Below are 16,267 nucleotides of genomic sequence, written 5' to 3' on the forward strand. Positions count from 1 at the left end.
TAATTAATAATAAAAAACCTTTAATAATAAAAAACCTTCAATAATAAAAATGGTGGATAAGATAGTGAGCCAGACCAAACGAAGTCCTTTTCAGCAAGCCTTTTACGTTGCCAATACCATGGAAATATTCGAGCGACTTGCTTGGTATGGTATGTATACCTTGCTCGCCAGTTATATCATGACCCCCACCACTCAAGGTGGTCTAGGCTTAGGTAATACTGAGCGTGGCTTGATTATGGGGGTGGTGCCTTTCTTTCTTTATCTTTTCCCTGTGGTGTCAGGCGCACTAGCCGACCGATTTGGTTATCGCAAAATGTTTTTACTGTCTTTTACCCTGATGGCGCCGGGTTATTACTTTTTAGGTTACGCTAAAGATCTGGGCAGTTTTATGAGCATATTTATGTTGATAGCACTAGGCGCAGGTATTTTCAAACCTGTGGTAACCGCAACCATTAGCCGAACAACCGATGATACTAACCGAGGCTTAGGTTTTGGTATTTTCTATATGATGGTCAATGTCGGTGGTTTTTTAGGGCCGTTATTGGCGCCCATTATTCAAAAAAATTATGGTTGGCAAGCGGTGTTTGTTTTTGCCTGTATTTGGATATCAGTAAACTTTATCCCGGCGTTATTTTTCTATAAAGAGCCTGAGCGTCATGGTAAAAATAAACCCTTAAAGCAAGTTTTTCATGAAATGCAGCAAGTATTAGGCAATATGCGTCTCGCCTTATTAGTAGTGCCTTTGTTGATCATACTTGTGGCCTTCTATGCGGGTTATATCGGCGGTGAATTTACCTTAATTGCCACGGTATTATTAATTGTTGGCGCCATTATTTGGGACCTTTCGGTGGCTAAGTTGCTCACTAAACCAAGCCAACAAGGTGTACTGCCATGGTATTTGCAAAAAATGACCATAGGCAATAAACCGTTTATGGCGTACTTATTAATACTGTCGGGATTTTGGACAGTATATTTTCAAATATTTATAACCTTGCCGGTTTATATTCGTGACTTTGTTGATACTTCAGATTTGGTTTCATTACTATATACCGTTAGCCCTTGGGTACATGATGTTTTAACTTCAGTGAATATTGATACCTTAAGTAGTGAAATTATGCGTTTGGCTGGCAAGTTTAATGATATTGATGCCTTGCAAGCTCAAGCTGCGCTAAAAGAGATCACTAGCACAATGGCTGCGCTAGATGTTCGTATTCCTGAGCAAGAAATTCTTAATAGCTTTGGACAAATTGCGTTGTCAATCAATGCCAACGACATCACAAGTGCTCAGGGGTTGAGTCAAACAGTTGCTGAGCAATGGTCAGACAAATATCGTCAAGTTAATCCTGCGACTATCTTAAGTTTAGATTTTCTGATGATTATTATTTTTCAAATTTTAATCAGTCGTTTTATTGATAAATTTAGCCCGCTACCAGCCCTTATTGTTGGTACGGCTATTTTATCCCTGTCGATGTTAATGCAAGGTTTTGCTCACGGTGTCATTTTTGGCGGCCTATTGGTGAGTTGTTCAGTAATTGTTTTTGCTGTCGGTGAAATGACCGCAACACCGAAGAGCCAAGAATATGTCGCCTCTTTTGCCCCTAAAGACAAAGCCGCCATGTTTATGGGCTATTACTTTGTTTCTATGGCATTAGGTAGCTTATTTGCTGGTTTACTCTCTGGCTGGTTATATAGCTACTTCGCCGTAGAGTTAAATAAACCGGAACTGATGTGGGCCATAATTGCCTGCTTAGGTTTTGTTACCTGCTTGGCTTTTTATCTCTTTAATAAGCACTTTGTTAGCGATATCAAGCAGCAACAGTTAGCACAAAAAGAGCCGTCAGCTGAACAATCAACATCAACAGCTTAATGACATAGCTATAAGCGGCTGTTGTGCTCGAAAGATTAACAGCCGCTAGTAAAATAAAGACAAGCAAATAGATATTTAAAGAGTACAAGCAATGACCAAGAACATCGCACAAGCGGCTGAAAAATTTGAGCAGTGGCAACCTAAAAGTGAGCAAGAAAGTTTTTTAACCATTAACACCCTTGAGTGTCATACCGGCGGTGAGCCATTACGTATTGTTACTAGCGGTTTTCCGGCCCTCAAAGGCGACACTATCTTAGCGAAAAGAGATGATTGCAAAGAAAACTATGATGAGTTGCGCCGAGCATTAATGTTTGAACCACGCGGTCATGCGGATATGTATGGCGCCATTATCACCGATGCCGAGCGAGAAGATAGCCATTTTGGTGCGATTTTTATTCATAACGAAGGTTATAGCACCATGTGTGGCCATGCGGTTATAGCGTTAACCAAAACCGCGGTTGAGTCTGGCGTAGTTGCCAGAACAGGTGATGTCACTAAGGTTATTATCGATGTACCTTGTGGTCAGATTCATGCATTAGCTTACAGCCAGAATGACGTAGTGACAAAAGTAAGTTTTCAATGTGTACCTTCATTTGTTTATGCCAAAAATCAACAAATAGAGGTTGATGGTATTGGCATGGTTCAGTTTGATATTGCCTACGGCGGCGCTTTTTATGCTTATGTGCAGGCAGCCCCCCTGGGTTTATCACTTGTTCCTGAGCAGCAAAAAAAGCTCATTGATTATGGCCAGAGAATTAAACAAGCCATTATTGAATCGTCAGCGCCAGAGTTAGCCATTAATCATCCAACAACCGCTGAACTGAGCTTTTTATATGGCGTTATTTTTATTGATGACTCACCGAATGCTGGGGTGCATTCTCGCAATGTTTGTATCTTTGCTGATGGTGAATTAGACCGAAGCCCTACAGGTAGCGGTGTTAGTGGTCGCATCGCCTTACATCATGCTAATCAGCAAGTCGCGGTAAATGAAGCCATTACCATTGAAAGTATTTTAGCCAGCTCATTTAGTGTCCGTGTTATTGAGACGCTCACCTTTGCTGGTTTTACCGCGGTGATTCCTGAGGTAACCGGTGACGCCTATATTTGTGGTAAAGCGCAGTGGCTTATTAATGCACAAGATCCATTGAAATATGGTTTTTTATTAAGATAAGCGATAGTTTAAAAATAGAGTAAATAAAAAGTACAGTCTAAATTTTAAGGATTATTATGAACTTAACTACATCACTAGGTACATCACTAGGTACATCACTAGGTACATCACTAGGTAAATTACGAGATAAAGTACTGAACAAGCCTTACAGTGCCATGCTGATCTTTAGTGATATTAATATCAGCTACCTTTCTACCTTTACCGGCCATGCGGCAACCCTATTATTAACCAGTAAGGGGAATTATTTACTGACCGATTACCGTTATTTTGAGCAAGCTAAAGTAGAAGCAAGCGACTTTAAGGTCATTTGCCGCGATAGAGCCAATCAAAGCTTAGCGTCATTAATTGAAGATCTGCTCTTCCAAGATGATTGTCAGAGCCTCTCATTTGAAAGTGACCATATTAGCGTGATGCAATGGCAAGAAATTCATCAGCAGGTCAATCAATTAACTAAACTGAGCCAAATATCGCCGTTAAGTGGCGCGGTTGAAGAATTACGATTTATCAAATCGAGCAGTGAAATAGCGTTCATGCAGCAAGCCGCTAAAATAGCCGATACGGCACTAGCAACCATGCTTAACTCGGTTAAAGTTGGCGTTACCGAGCGTGAATTGGCCATTGAACTTGATCATCAAATGGCGTTACTTGGCTCAGAGCAAGTGTCTTTTGCCACCATTTTATTATTTGGTGAGCGTAGTGCTTTGCCCCATGGTGTACCAGGAGATAGACAATTAAAATTTGGCGATCTCATCTTAATTGACTTTGGTGCTGTAGTTAACGGTTATCGCTCTGATATGACACGTACTTTTGTGTTTGGTCAGGCGAGCGCAGAACAAAAACATGTCTATCAACTAGTACAATCCGCGCAACAAGCGGCAATTGATGAAGTAGTTTCCGGCGTCTTAGGTAGTCATCTTTATCAGCAATCGGCCAATATATTACTTAACAGTGAATATAAAGAATACGTCGGTGAGGGCTTAGGCCATGGCGTCGGTTTAGTTTTACATGAGCAACCTTTTATCGGCCCTGATTGCCATATAGCCATTGAAAAGGGTTGCGTTATTACCATAGAGCCAGGTATTTATATTCCTGGTTGGGGTGGTGTGCGCATTGAAGATGATGTGGTATTAACTGACGATGGTTTAAAAATTCTTACCAAGTCACCTAGAGGCCTGATTGAGCTGTAGCACCATAAATTATTGCACGTGCCTATGCATATGGCTCAGATTCGCCAGCCCCGTGGTGTTTTTATCGGACGTGCCATGGATGGCACTTATTAGACAATGCATGGAGCTTATTGTCCTGGAGCCAGTGTCTAAGTGGCTGTGCATCTTCGATCAGAAACATCGAAGATGACGTTTACAGCTAATCCCGAGTTCAGGGTAACGACAGAATCATTTTTTTAAAGCATTAACAGAGCATACGAGATCACCATGAAAATTATTAGCGCAGAACAAGTTCACCAACATCTAAATTTTAACGAATTGATTCCCTTACTTAAACATAGTTTCAGTCGTCCATTTAGCATGCCTCAACGTCAGGTTCATGCGCTCGCGCCAGAAGAAAGTGATAATCATGATGCATTTGCCTTATTACCCTCATGGAATGAAAAAGTTATTGGTAATAAAATGTTCACCTATTTCCCAAATAATGCAGAGAAACATGACTTACCGGGCTTGTTTTCTAAAATCATGTTATTCAAACGCCAAACAGGTGAGCCGCTGGCGCTTGTTGATGGCACCAGTGTTACTTATTGGCGCACCGCGGCAATTTCTGCCTTAGCTAGCCAGCTACTTTCTAGAGAAAACAGTCGACATTTAATGTTATTTGGTACTGGCAACTTAGCGAGTTATTTAATCAAGGCGCATTTGACTGTGCGAGATATTAAGCAAGTAACCCTTTGGGGACGTAATAGCGCAAAAGTGAATGACTTGCTTGGCAAATTTAGTGCGCTTTATCCAGGCGTTACTTTTACCGCCAGTGTTGATGTTGATATGGAAGTAGCGAGTGCTGATATCATTTGCTGCGCCACAGGCGCTAAAACGCCATTATTTGATGGCAATCTTGTTAGTGCTGGCACACATATCGATTGTTTAGGTAATCACATGACTGATGCGCGTGAGTGCGATACAGCAACGGTAACGCGCGCGCGCGTCTTTGTTGATAGCTTAATCAATACCTTAAATGAAGCCGGTGAATTACTGATACCTATGGCAGAAGGTGTCTTTAATAAAGAAGACATTGTTGGTGAATTGGCTGATATGTGTAAAGAGCCAAAGATATTAAGACAATCAGCAGATGAAATAACACTGTTTAAGTCAGTCGGTACGGCTATAAGTGACTTAGTTGCCGCACATCGCGTGGTAGAGAAATTAGCAGACTAGTTTATTAAACCATGTATCTATTTTACTAGTATTGTTTTTAATGCTAGTAATACTATGTAAGAAGGCGCCACCTTGATTAGAGGTCGCGCCTTTTTGTTTTAAAAAATTATGCTGTTAACTTATGTGAGTAACCTAAGTCATGGGATTATCTCAATAGTAGGGAGGGGGAGGGCCGTCAACGGTTTTGGTCAATGTACTGCTTTATATTAATCGACTGTTAATGCATAAAATTTATACTTAGTTAGAAGTTGTGCGGCTAAGGGAGTTAAGTGACATTATTTCTATTAGATTTTACCAATATTATCACTGAGGATATTAGCTTTTCCATAAAGTTATTGGTGCACTTTTACGTGAGTTAAACGCATAAGTCTGTCAATATTTAGGAAACTTGTTACAATGCTATTTTTGATTTTAGGTAGATTATGAATAAAAGTAATGACCCGCTACACGGCGTGAAACTTGAACAGATTCTAATTGAACTGGAGAAAAAAATTGGTTGGGATAAGATGGGTGAGTTACTTAATATTCGTTGTTTCACCAATAAACCGCGTCTTAAATCAAGTTTGAAATTTCTGCGTACAACCCCTTGGGCACGCAGTAGAGTTGAAATTTTATACCTAAAAACATTTTGTAGTAAGCATAAAGAAACGGGGAAATTAATCAGGGGGATACTCGCCCAGAATACAGCAGTAGCAGAAACGACTTCCACCAAGCCCGCTGCCTTTGTTTGGCCAACATCGAAAAAAAAATAGATTTATGCCACACTGAAGACATTAATATTTGAAAATTTTAGTATGTTTTGATCTACAGCGGACATGGCTTAACAATCACATTCCTCTAGCAGTTTCCCGATAGCTGACGTTCCCCATAGATAAAACTTTAAGCTTTTGATGATGACTTTTTACCAATAAGTCATTTAGCCTCTATGTGAACTAAGCCACCATTGCCGTCAGTCGCGAAGTTGCATTGGGATGACTTCAAAGTGCGCATTATAGTCCTTTCAGTCTGAATAAACCTATATTGGATGTTTAGATCATGTGCCTATTTCATACTTCTACGGTGCTTTGGGGCACAAACCTCCATAGGTTTAATGGCAACTTGGTGCGCTTAGCGGAAGCTAGCAAATCGTTAATCGTTGCTCAAAATCACCCCTCCAATGGATCACTTAGATACGAGATAGTCCTTGGTAGCTAGATATCAGCTTAAAAATCATTTGTTGCTTATTTTATTGATAGTGGAAATATAATCTTATATGATTAACCCTTAAATAATTAAAGTGGTTTAGTCTATGATTTTAATGAAAAAACTATTTATTTTATCTATGTTAACCTCTGCTATTTCGGCATGTGGTGGTAGTGATAAACAAAACGAAATTCAAGCAGTAAATAAAGCACCAACAGTCTCCATCGATAACATTACTGTAAACGAAAATGCTCTAATAACCTTAACAGCTTCTGTAACTGATGATGGTTCAATTGCATCCTATCTATGGAATATAAATAGCAAATACCCTATTGAACTTTCAGGTGAGACTTCTTCTACCATTAGCTTTACAGCACCTAGCATCAGTGTTGACATTGATTCTTTTAGCATTAATTTAATCGTCGTTGATGACGGAGGTTTAAGTGCGACAGGCAATGCAACTATTACTGTTAATAATATAGTCCCTACACTTGCATTAGCTGATAGCTATTCTGTGGATGAAATTAGTTCTATTGTTATATCTCCGATAATTAATAGCTTTTCAGATGAAATAGTCGATTACGCATGGAGCTTTGATAATAACGATAATATAGGAATATCTGAAGATGAGAGTGGTAATTTAACTGTCACACCTTCCAATATTTTTGATGATGTTCAATTATCTTTATCTTTAACTATAACTGATACTGATGGTGACATGGCAACAGCTGTTACTAGCCTTGATATATCACAGATTTACACTCCATTAACTATCAATGGATTTGTGACTGACTCACCTATTATCAATGCTGCTACGTCTATTTATATTGGTGAGTTACAATTACCTGTTACCCCTATCACTGATGAAAACGGTGAATATTCAGTTGACATTAAAATAGATAATTCTGATGAAAATAAACTGGTTAAGATAATTTCTCAAGGCGTAGCCAATCAAATCAATGCTAAATTGGTTTCTATTTTAGGCTCTACCCAAGATATTATTGAACAAGCCGCTAGTGATGGGGTTCTGACCTCTGATGAAAATTTTGCAACTAATGTTACCAATATTACTACGGCTCACTACGCCTTAATTACAAAAGCCAATAAAGGAATTGAAGTTTCTACTCCGGAAATATTTAATGCCTTATCTAAAGCGCTAGATATCGCCGATGTTATTCACTTAGCAACAGCTATTAAAGTTGCAATCGATAAGTCTATCGACAATCCAGAACTGTCCTTGCCAGAGGGTGTTGAAAATACTTTGCAGCTGGTTTTGAATGAAGAACTAAGCCGACAGTATGTTGCTTTAGTGTCAGGAACGGAAGAGTTTACGCAAGCTCAATCTGAGATGATGGCTGATGATAAGCTGATTGAGGCAATTGAGTTTATTGTTCCAGAAAAAATTTATTTCTATGAACTTAACTCCCGTGCTTTGACTGATAATCCTATTTATTATTTTAATAATGACGGTACGGGTGAGTTAAAGGGAAATACGTTCACTTGGACTCAAACAAGTAACTTGATTAATGCTAGTTTTATTAACCAAGAAGGCACATATACTTACGTTAACGCTACATCAAACGAAGGAAATACAAGACAATTTCAAGCGATGCGGTATCCTGAATCATTTCATTTGACAGTATTAACGTTAAATGAAAATAAATTAGGTCTTTTTGTTGAATCAATCGATAAAATCGTATTTTTAGAAGATGATAAAGTCAATAATCCTAGCTTTAACTTAGACGATCAGATGGAAAGCAACGCTGAAATATCATATGGCTTAATGAGCGGTGTTGAACTACCTATAACAAATGTCGGGGCAACTATAGCTTACCTACCTGTAGTGGAGCAAGAGACGAACAGTGGTACTGATACAGTAACGGTGAAAATTGACAAATTCTCTTTGTATAGCGATGGTACTGGATATGCAAGTATTTTAGAGCAATCAATAGCATGGGTATTAACAGATGGTTACTTAAAAATCTATCAAACCGATAGTGAACAAGTACAAACAATATCATCTTACACAAAAATTGAAGCTAATGATGGCTTAGACCAATTCGCACTTGAATCAATAACAAGCCCAGAAAAAAACAAAGTAAGCCATGGGAAAATAGTGACTACTGAATTAGTTTGGGAGGCTAGTCAAGTCACCGGAATATGGGCTTACCCTGAAACAGAACCATTAAACCATTTCTACTGGGAGTTATTGGAAAATGGCGATGCTAATACGATTTCAACTAATGATGATAATAATGACGGACAAATAACCGAAGATGAAGTTTATCGGCAGTATGGTCGTTGGGAGATTCGTGATGGTAATCTAGTTATTTCTAGAATTATGCATAAAGACACTTCTGATAGTGATGAGGATCATCGAGAAGATGATGGTATTTACTGGGTCAAATATCATGAAAGAACATGGGAGTTAATAACCTTAGAAGAGGAAAAAATAGGGATATTACATAAGCATCATTTTTTTTGGGCTGACTTATATGATGGAGGAATTAACGAGATTGACTTCAGTCCTAGAGTTTTCCATAAATTAGCTGACCACCCAGTAAAAATTAACCAATAAGTTATTTAAACTAAAATAGCCAAGTCATTTAAAAATGACTTGGCTTTATATTTTTAATAGTCATAGCAACTAATCTTGGTTACGGAAAAGTGCTACATATGATGTCAGCTTCTAGCGAGCAGAAGTTCTAAAGAACGACCGATAGCTAACGTCTGCTTTATTAGTGAAGCTGACGTTAGCATAACAGCCCCTAGTGTCTGCAATGCGGACTTTTGAAGTCATGCCAATACAAATACGTGAGCGACCGCAATGGTGGCGAAGCAGACTATTTATTGTAGTAAATTCACCTCTAAATTAGGTCGGTTTTGTGGTAATTGCCGACGTTAGCATTAATAATTACCTTATGCTTTCTAATCACTAACAAGGGAAGTTAGCGCTTATTTAGTATTACTATCCATAAAAAAATTCACCTCATCCAATGCAGTAAGATACTGACGTTTAAGGTGTTTATTTTCGGCTAACTTATCTAAATCACCAATTAACGTCATGAGTTTTTTATGAGAATGGTGGTTTGTTCGCTTAAAATCTTCAGGTGATCCTTCGTTAGCGATACGCTCTTTTTTATCCATAGTATGGCTACTTTCGGTGTTTTCAAGCCAAATATCATTAATTAGACGAATGTTGCTCTCACTCGCTATCTTTTCATTAAATGCCATTTGCAGTTCATATTGATTGGTTTTAGGGTTAAATTGATAAGTTTCTTTACTAACATCCACTTGGTGTTGTTGATCAAGTCCAAGCAATGCTTGATTTTTGACGGCAGTAGCAATGTTGTAGCTTTCTGTTTTGTCATAGTAATCAGGCCGAGTAAGCTGATAATCGAAATGAGTAGCTAGCGTTTTACTTTGGCTTATCCCCGTTAATTTTCCTGATTTGTGTTGCTGAGTTACTTGCGCTAACTCAATACTGATTTTAGGGCGTAGACCTCGGCCTAGTGGCTCTTTCGAAAATGAAAATTTCGCGTCAAAATCTGCTAATTTAGAAATCCCAGCACCCAAGCTATTATTTGTTTCGCTGCCAAGCCCTTGATAGCGAGGATCATTGCTGATCATGTTATCGACTAACTCTGCGACCATCGCTCGGCCATCAGTGAATTGTTGAGCAGCGATTGACTCTATATTGCTATAACGCTGCGCTGCCAATGACATACTCGCAAAAGCGCCTTTAAAAATAGCAAAGCCTTGTTGCATTTTTAAATCGTCTTTTTTACCAAATGCTGAGGTTTTATTGTCACCTTTACTATGGTAACGGCTATCTTCAATGTTTTTATCTAAGGTGGCTAGGTATTGCTGTATTTGCTTTACGTCTTTACCGCCAAAAGTAGACATATCTAACGAGAAATCTATTTCATTAACACCCGCTTGAGAGTTAAATATAAGCGCTTGTTGGTTTGACTCCTGATCAATGTGGTAACTTAGATCGAGATTATTTTCTGAGGAGCCAAATTGTTGATTTTCAGTAGTCGAAAAAGACACATCAAAACCAGATAACTGTTGATGATTAAAATCAGCCAAAAAATCTAGATTAAAATCGGCTTGACCAGCTGGAACATAGTTACTGTATGAGTTTTGGCTGACCTTGAAAAATTCATCTGCCATTTGTCCAATCCCCGCCAATACCTCGGTTAGTGCCTGATGTTCAGCTTCTGACAAGTCACCCTCAACTTGATAGCTGAGAGTAAAACCATCGACTGTTTGCCCCGTGCTTTCATCATATCCTTGCGATGAATTAAAGATGATATTGATAATATCGCCTTGCTTAGTCTTTACTGATAGTTCAAAACTGTAGTTATCGTTATCTTCATTATCTGTTCGATTGATGCTTTCCATATAAGAGCCCAGTGCTCGTTCAACGCGCTGTTCACTTGAGGCTAAAAATGATTTTTGCTCGTAACCCAGTTGCCCTAAACTAGCTAATATATCACTAGTATTGGCGTAAGCTCCGTGAATGTCTTTTACCGATTTATTCAAACGTTTCATTAGCTCATCGCTGTTTTCATTGTTGAGTAAACCTTCTTGTTGACTGCTTATCACGGTGCGTAGGCTAATTCTGTGTCTGAATATTGGTAACCCAAGACTGTCGAACTACTTGATACCATGATGAGTGCGGTAAATTGTTGATGAAGTAATTGTGCTACTCTTTCTTGATCAAACTGGCTGAAGAGTTCTGGCACCATTTCTGGCGCAATATCTTTAAGTTCATCGGTGAGTGTATAGGATTGCTCATTGACTGCTAGGGCAAGGGATGTTTTTAAGTCAAATGGGCTGTTTAATACCTTATTAATCATGATTGTCCTTAATCGTAACCCCAGGTTAAATATATATCGGCAATAACGCTACATACTTTAATTTTCAAAAATAAGATTTAGCCAGTATGTTGCTGCGATCCATTGAATTCACCAGGTTAAATGGACGAAAATCATCAACAACAATTGCATACTTTTTATAATGTTTAATTATAAAAATGTGCTTGGCATTAAATAACAGTATTTCCTTAAAAAATAAGGAAAAACCTCGCCTTTCAACGGATAATTAAAAAATACAAACTTATAAGCTATTGATGATGTGTTAGTAAAAAGGTATTGTTGCCTCTTAACTTTCTAAGGACGTATCGTAATGAAAGAAAAAGTCACCTTGGTAGTTGATTACCTGCAGACAGTTAAGACTCGCTGCACATACAATGCTGCTGCGAAAGCGTTGGGTGTTACACCGAAGGAGCTAAAGAAACTGTTAGGTAAGCGCAGGCCTGAAAACTCTTGGTTTGTTAATACGGGAACTGGCAATCCAGTTGGGTACACTGACGAAGAAAAACATCCGGAGCTTCATCGTACAAAGCTTATTATTAAATCAGCGGAAGTTTTGACACGAAATTTAGATTTATAGAAAAGTTTACAACTTGCTCAAGCGAGACGATTTTAAGTGGGGCCTAGCCCTAAAACAGCCCATTAGCAAAGCTAGATTATTAGCAATAAAATACACCCCTAAATTAATTCAAGAGTATTCAAATGGCGAAAACAAATTACAACTATGAGAAGAAGCAGAGGGAACTCGCGAAGAAGAAAAAGAAAGAGGAAAAACGCCTGAAAAAATTAGAAAAGGCTAGTGAAGAACTCCCATCAGATGAGCCACTATTAGCGGATGATCAAAATACATCCCTATAATTATGTAGTCTACTGTGCTCACATAAAGGTGCAACTATGCCGACATCCAAGTAGTGAACGGATGTTGATAGGGTTATGTTTTTAACCAAAACAATAGAGAGCGTAAGTTAGTGGAATCGTGTATCTACTCATTTTTCAGGGGGGTACTAGCAATTAATAAATTTAGTAAGCAAGTTAAATTAGGAGTGTTGTATTGCAAACTGTAGTCAAAAAATGGTTCCGGGATAAAGAATCTGGATTTCTGGATAACGGCAACGGCCCAGATATAATAGTACGTAAAGCCGATCTTGTTAATTGTGCTTTTTTAAAAGTTGGTGCTACTGTTGAGTTTGAATGCTACTCAGAAAAGCGAGGCTTAATAGCCAAAAAGGTTAAGCTTTCGAATATGAAGCGGTCGCAACAAGGGATTCGAGACAATAAACCCTACCGCCCAGGTGTCATGACTTAAGTAATTAAGCGCAGAACAAGGCGCTGCAATCTGATAATAAAAGCTTCCAGGCAAAATGGCTGCTAATTTTTTTGCAGCTGAGCTGTGGCGTTATTAATACAAAATCTAATCCAAATTAGCTTTAAGTGCCAACCACCTAATGACCGCGTTGTGGTATTAGTGAATATTACCTAGGAAACTTAAATCTCATTGGTTGTAGCCTATTCACATTAGTCATTAATTAAACTATCAAATTAACTACTGAGTACCTTGCCCGTAAAAGGTACTTCAGAGTTAATTTAAATGGTTTGTCGCGGCGCTGTTGTCACCGCGACGCCAAGCAGAGAATAGTTGCCGTTAAGGTTAGTTAGCTTCATAGCCAAAAGGGTCATCAATAGAGTGAGCCGGCTCACTAAACCATTTTGGTCCAGATTCAGTCATGTAGAAGTGATCTTCTAAACGCACACCAAACTCGCCATAAAGACACAGCATAGGCTCATTAGAAAAACACATGCCTGCAGCCAAGGGGGTTTTATCACCTCTGACTAAATATGGCCATTCATGAATGTCTAAACCAACGCCATGGCCAGTACGATGTGGCAGTCCTGGTACTTGATAATCTGGGCCATAACCTTGTGTTTCAAGGTAGTTGCGAGCAGCAATATCGACTGTTTCACAAGGGGACGCTATTTTGGCCGCAGCAAAGCCCTGCGCTTGCGCTGTTTTTTCATGTAACCACACCGTACGTTGTTTTTCACTGGCTTCACCAAAAACATAACTGCGGGTTATATCCGAATTATAGCCCTGAACTAAGCAGCCAGTATCGATTAACACCATATCATTAGCATCGAGGGTTTTAGGCTCTTTTACCCCATGTGGGTAGGCGGTATCTTGGCCAAATAAAACAATACAAAAAGAGGAACCCTTAGGGGCGCCTAATTTTATATGCGCTTTGTTGATAAAGTCAGTGACTTGTGCGGTAGTGATGCCAAGGGTTAATATTTTGGCTACGGCGCGATGTACTACCATAGTCATGTCTTTAGCGCGTTGCAATAAGGCAATTTCGCTGGCAGACTTGATCATTCTACAACCGGCGGTGATACTTTTACTGCTAGTGAACGTTAACGAGATGTTTTGATCTTTTGCAGCATTCATCATGCCATCAACCGCGAAAAATGCTGTTGATTCATCAATGGCAAGGGTTCCTTGGGCACAGTTGTTTTTCTTCAGTACCTCCATAACAAGTTGATACGGTGACTCATGTTCATGCCAGCTAGCGACTTGTGCCTCAATCTGCATAAAGCCAGATAGTGTACTTACTTCGAACCAAGGGGCGATATACACTAAATTACCTTCTGCAGGTAATATTGCGCCGACTAAGCGCTCAGATGAGTACCAAGCAGTGCCAGTAAAATAGCTTAAATTAGTGCCAGCATTAATATATAAGGCGCTAATGTTTTGTGCACGCATTAGCTGTTGCGCTTTAGCAATACGCTGTTGATATTCACCTAATGAGATAGGCGTGATATCAGTGGTCATATCGGTTAATTTATTTAATTCTATTTCAGCTGTAGAGCCACCAATACCAATGGACATTTTATATTTCCTTCAAAAATAATTAACTTTATGTGAGGTGTGTTTACTCAGCACTTAGCTGAGCGGCACAGTAATAAATTCATAGGTATATTGTATACAATATTTTCACTGAGACAAGTGTTAATCTAGGCTATTTCTCGGTCGTGCTGACACTGCATGCTAATATTTCATTTAGAGTAAATGGATTAATTAATTGCTCATTTAGCGAAAATTAACAGACTTACCGGCAGGCTGCGATAACGATTAACCTCGTTTTAAAAATAGATAATCGTTTAAAACCAGCGATCTTTGACTTTACCGTACTGAAAATAACCCCATTGACCAACACGTCTGAATGGCGCGAAGGGAAATGTTGTTAACGGGGTTTGGTAAATGGGTAAATTGGGTACTGTCACCCCAGCAACTTTTTGCGCCAAACGTTTACCTGCTTGTACAGAGAAAGACACGCCACTACCACAATAACCCATGGCATAAAAAACAGTGCGCTGTTCATTTTGATAAACATGGGGCATGTCATCTAACGACATACACAACCATCCTGACCAGGCATAATCGTAACGTAAGGAGTTGAGAGCGGGAAAACTTGTTTTCAATACCGCAAGTAAGCGTTTGGCGTAGTAGGGGTCGGCAGCATTTTTACCGGTTATTGCCCCACGACCGCCAAATAAAATACGATTATCAGGTAACTTGCGATAGTAATATTTCAATGCGCGTGTATCCATGATGACATTGCTGGTTAAAAAATTACACGCGGCCAGTTGCTCAGCTGATAACGGCTGAGTAACAATTATTTGTGATAAAACGGGTAATGTTTTGCTCTTAATTAAGGGGTGAAAATTCTTGGCTGAATAACCATTCGTGGCTATAACCACCTTTTTAGCTTTGACAATGCCGTTTGGCGTATGCAATATTTGCAGGGTTTGGCTTTGTTGACCCGTTTTATGGGATGTCTCTTGCTGCCAATTTCCCACTGGACTGTCACAATAAATGCTGACACCGGCCTCTCTGGCAAGCTTTTGATAACCCCAAGCCAGTTTTAGTGGATTAAGCCCAAAACCATCTTGATAACGAATTGCGCCATAAGCATTATGATCTGCCATATAATCCTGGTGTAACTGCTCACGTGTTAATACTTGGATATCATAGCCAAACATCTTTTTTTGCAAAGCTGCCGTCTCGATTAAATCTTTTAGCATACTTGGCTTGTGGGCCACGCGAATATAGCCACTGTCTTGTGGATCGCAATCAATGCCCTCGCTAATTAAACTTTTGACGGTATCAACACCCGCACACATTTCTTGGTAAATGCCACGCATAACCTCTTCCCCCCATTGCGATTGCATGCGGGCGTAGGGTTTTCGGCCAGAGGACTTTAAAATAAAGCCAGCATTACGGCCACTGGCCCCCCAAGCCGTTCGGTTTGCTTCTAAGACCGTGGCTTTGATACCGTGCTCACGTGCTAAGTGCAGCGCCGTTGATAAGCCGGTATAACCGGCACCGATAATGGCAACATCTACCTCAATATCTTTATTTAACTGACCATCATCTGCTGGTGCATTTCCTAAGGTATTAGCCGCTGTGACGTCAGCCCAATAACTGTTAGGGTAGGGCGCATTAGCACCAATTGATTCATCAAGAAGAGGATCGTACATTTTTCATCCTAAGTAGACTTTTCAGCTAGAGGATTTTAAACAACTCATTCGCTAAAATCAGTATAAAGTTGTTAAAGTTTATTCTTTTACCGTGATTTTACTGTAATTGTCCCAGTATTTTGTGAATATAGTGAGCTAACATTCACCACTAAACTTTAGGCTCTGTTGTAGAACACTGTTGTCTATAATGTAACACACTGATTTAAAGGAAGATGTTGCTGATGTGATAAGAGCGAGCATCACAAGCATG

The 16,267-nt window shown here is 39.3% G+C and carries 13 protein-coding genes; 9 read left to right on the forward strand and 4 right to left on the reverse strand.

From position 1 onward, the window contains the following. Nucleotides 1-64 precede the first annotated feature (64 nt). From MTCD1_RS08825 to MTCD1_RS08850, 6 genes are all read left to right on the forward strand, one after another. Complete coding sequence (locus MTCD1_RS08825; RefSeq protein ID WP_057180164.1) at nucleotides 65-1,867, forward strand: MFS transporter; 1,803 nt, start codon at nucleotides 65-67, stop codon at nucleotides 1,865-1,867. Between the two features lie 91 nt (nucleotides 1,868-1,958). Next, nucleotides 1,959-3,038: a proline racemase family protein gene (locus tag MTCD1_RS08830; RefSeq protein WP_057180165.1), complete on the forward strand. Its 1,080-nt coding sequence runs from the start codon at nucleotides 1,959-1,961 to the stop codon at nucleotides 3,036-3,038. Between the two features lie 56 nt (nucleotides 3,039-3,094). Then, nucleotides 3,095-4,225 carry a M24 family metallopeptidase gene (locus MTCD1_RS08835; RefSeq protein ID WP_057180166.1) on the forward strand — a complete coding sequence of 377 codons (1,131 nt, stop codon included), beginning with the start codon at nucleotides 3,095-3,097 and terminating at the stop codon, nucleotides 4,223-4,225. A 246-nt stretch (nucleotides 4,226-4,471) separates the two neighbouring features. After that, nucleotides 4,472-5,422, forward strand: coding sequence for a bifunctional Delta(1)-pyrroline-2-carboxylate/Delta(1)-piperideine-2-carboxylate reductase (gene lhpI, locus MTCD1_RS08840; protein ID WP_057180167.1), 951 nt, complete (start codon nucleotides 4,472-4,474; stop codon nucleotides 5,420-5,422). Nucleotides 5,423-5,844: 422 nt separating this feature from the next. Then, entirely contained in the window at nucleotides 5,845-6,174 is a 330-nt protein-coding gene (locus MTCD1_RS08845) for a VF530 family protein (RefSeq protein WP_057180168.1), read from the forward strand. 536 nt (nucleotides 6,175-6,710) lie between these two features. Further along, complete coding sequence (locus MTCD1_RS08850) at nucleotides 6,711-9,182, forward strand: PKD domain-containing protein (RefSeq protein ID WP_057180169.1); 2,472 nt, start codon at nucleotides 6,711-6,713, stop codon at nucleotides 9,180-9,182. 377 nt (nucleotides 9,183-9,559) lie between these two features. Here MTCD1_RS08850 and MTCD1_RS08855 read toward each other — a convergent pair whose 3' ends face one another. Both MTCD1_RS08855 and MTCD1_RS21730 read right to left on the reverse strand, forming a co-directional pair. Further along, the gene (locus MTCD1_RS08855) at nucleotides 9,560-11,215 is read right to left on the reverse strand and encodes a hypothetical protein (protein ID WP_057180170.1); all 1,656 of its coding nucleotides are present in this window, start codon (nucleotides 11,213-11,215) and stop codon (nucleotides 9,560-9,562) included. Further along, nucleotides 11,212-11,469, reverse strand: a complete 258-nt coding sequence (locus MTCD1_RS21730; RefSeq protein ID WP_057180171.1) for a hypothetical protein — start codon at nucleotides 11,467-11,469, stop codon at nucleotides 11,212-11,214. The genes MTCD1_RS08855 and MTCD1_RS21730 overlap by 4 nt, the downstream gene beginning before the upstream one ends. 328 nt (nucleotides 11,470-11,797) lie before the next feature. Here MTCD1_RS21730 and MTCD1_RS08860 point away from each other — a divergent pair, with 328 nt between their 5' ends. The 3 genes from MTCD1_RS08860 (at nucleotide 11,798) to MTCD1_RS08865 (ending at nucleotide 12,790) form a co-directional block, all read left to right on the forward strand. Continuing rightward, nucleotides 11,798-12,064: a hypothetical protein gene (locus MTCD1_RS08860; RefSeq protein WP_057180172.1), complete on the forward strand. Its 267-nt coding sequence runs from the start codon at nucleotides 11,798-11,800 to the stop codon at nucleotides 12,062-12,064. A gap of 122 nt (nucleotides 12,065-12,186) precedes the next feature. Further along, complete coding sequence (locus tag MTCD1_RS21470; protein ID WP_197410254.1) at nucleotides 12,187-12,342, forward strand: hypothetical protein; 156 nt, start codon at nucleotides 12,187-12,189, stop codon at nucleotides 12,340-12,342. 193 nt (nucleotides 12,343-12,535) lie between these two features. Then, entirely contained in the window at nucleotides 12,536-12,790 is a 255-nt protein-coding gene (locus tag MTCD1_RS08865; protein WP_057180173.1) for a hypothetical protein, read from the forward strand. Nucleotides 12,791-13,132: 342 nt separating this feature from the next. Here MTCD1_RS08865 and MTCD1_RS08870 read toward each other — a convergent pair whose 3' ends face one another. Beyond that, entirely contained in the window at nucleotides 13,133-14,365 is a 1,233-nt protein-coding gene (locus tag MTCD1_RS08870) for a M24 family metallopeptidase (RefSeq protein ID WP_057180174.1), read from the reverse strand. A gap of 272 nt (nucleotides 14,366-14,637) precedes the next feature. Then, nucleotides 14,638-16,017, reverse strand: a complete 1,380-nt coding sequence (locus MTCD1_RS08875) for an NAD(P)/FAD-dependent oxidoreductase (RefSeq protein WP_057180175.1) — start codon at nucleotides 16,015-16,017, stop codon at nucleotides 14,638-14,640. Nucleotides 16,018-16,267 lie beyond the last annotated feature (250 nt).

It is taken from the genome of Colwellia marinimaniae (genome assembly GCF_002207865.1).
Classification (GTDB): domain Bacteria; phylum Pseudomonadota; class Gammaproteobacteria; order Enterobacterales; family Alteromonadaceae; genus Colwellia; species Colwellia marinimaniae.

Coding starts and splice junctions, on each gene's coding strand:
- MTCD1_RS08830 (WP_057180165.1), top strand. CDS start 1,959: ATGACCAAGAACATCGCACAAGCGGCTGAAAAATTTGAGCAGTGGCAA.
- MTCD1_RS08835 (WP_057180166.1), top strand. CDS start 3,095: ATGAACTTAACTACATCACTAGGTACATCACTAGGTACATCACTAGGT.
- lhpI (WP_057180167.1), top strand. CDS start 4,472: ATGAAAATTATTAGCGCAGAACAAGTTCACCAACATCTAAATTTTAAC.
- MTCD1_RS08845 (WP_057180168.1), top strand. CDS start 5,845: ATGAATAAAAGTAATGACCCGCTACACGGCGTGAAACTTGAACAGATT.
- MTCD1_RS08850 (WP_057180169.1), top strand. CDS start 6,711: ATGATTTTAATGAAAAAACTATTTATTTTATCTATGTTAACCTCTGCT.
- MTCD1_RS21730 (WP_057180171.1), bottom strand. CDS start 11,469: ATGATTAATAAGGTATTAAACAGCCCATTTGACTTAAAAACATCCCTT.
- MTCD1_RS08860 (WP_057180172.1), top strand. CDS start 11,798: ATGAAAGAAAAAGTCACCTTGGTAGTTGATTACCTGCAGACAGTTAAG.
- MTCD1_RS21470 (WP_197410254.1), top strand. CDS start 12,187: ATGGCGAAAACAAATTACAACTATGAGAAGAAGCAGAGGGAACTCGCG.
- MTCD1_RS08870 (WP_057180174.1), bottom strand. CDS start 14,365: ATGTCCATTGGTATTGGTGGCTCTACAGCTGAAATAGAATTAAATAAA.
- MTCD1_RS08875 (WP_057180175.1), bottom strand. CDS start 16,017: ATGTACGATCCTCTTCTTGATGAATCAATTGGTGCTAATGCGCCCTAC.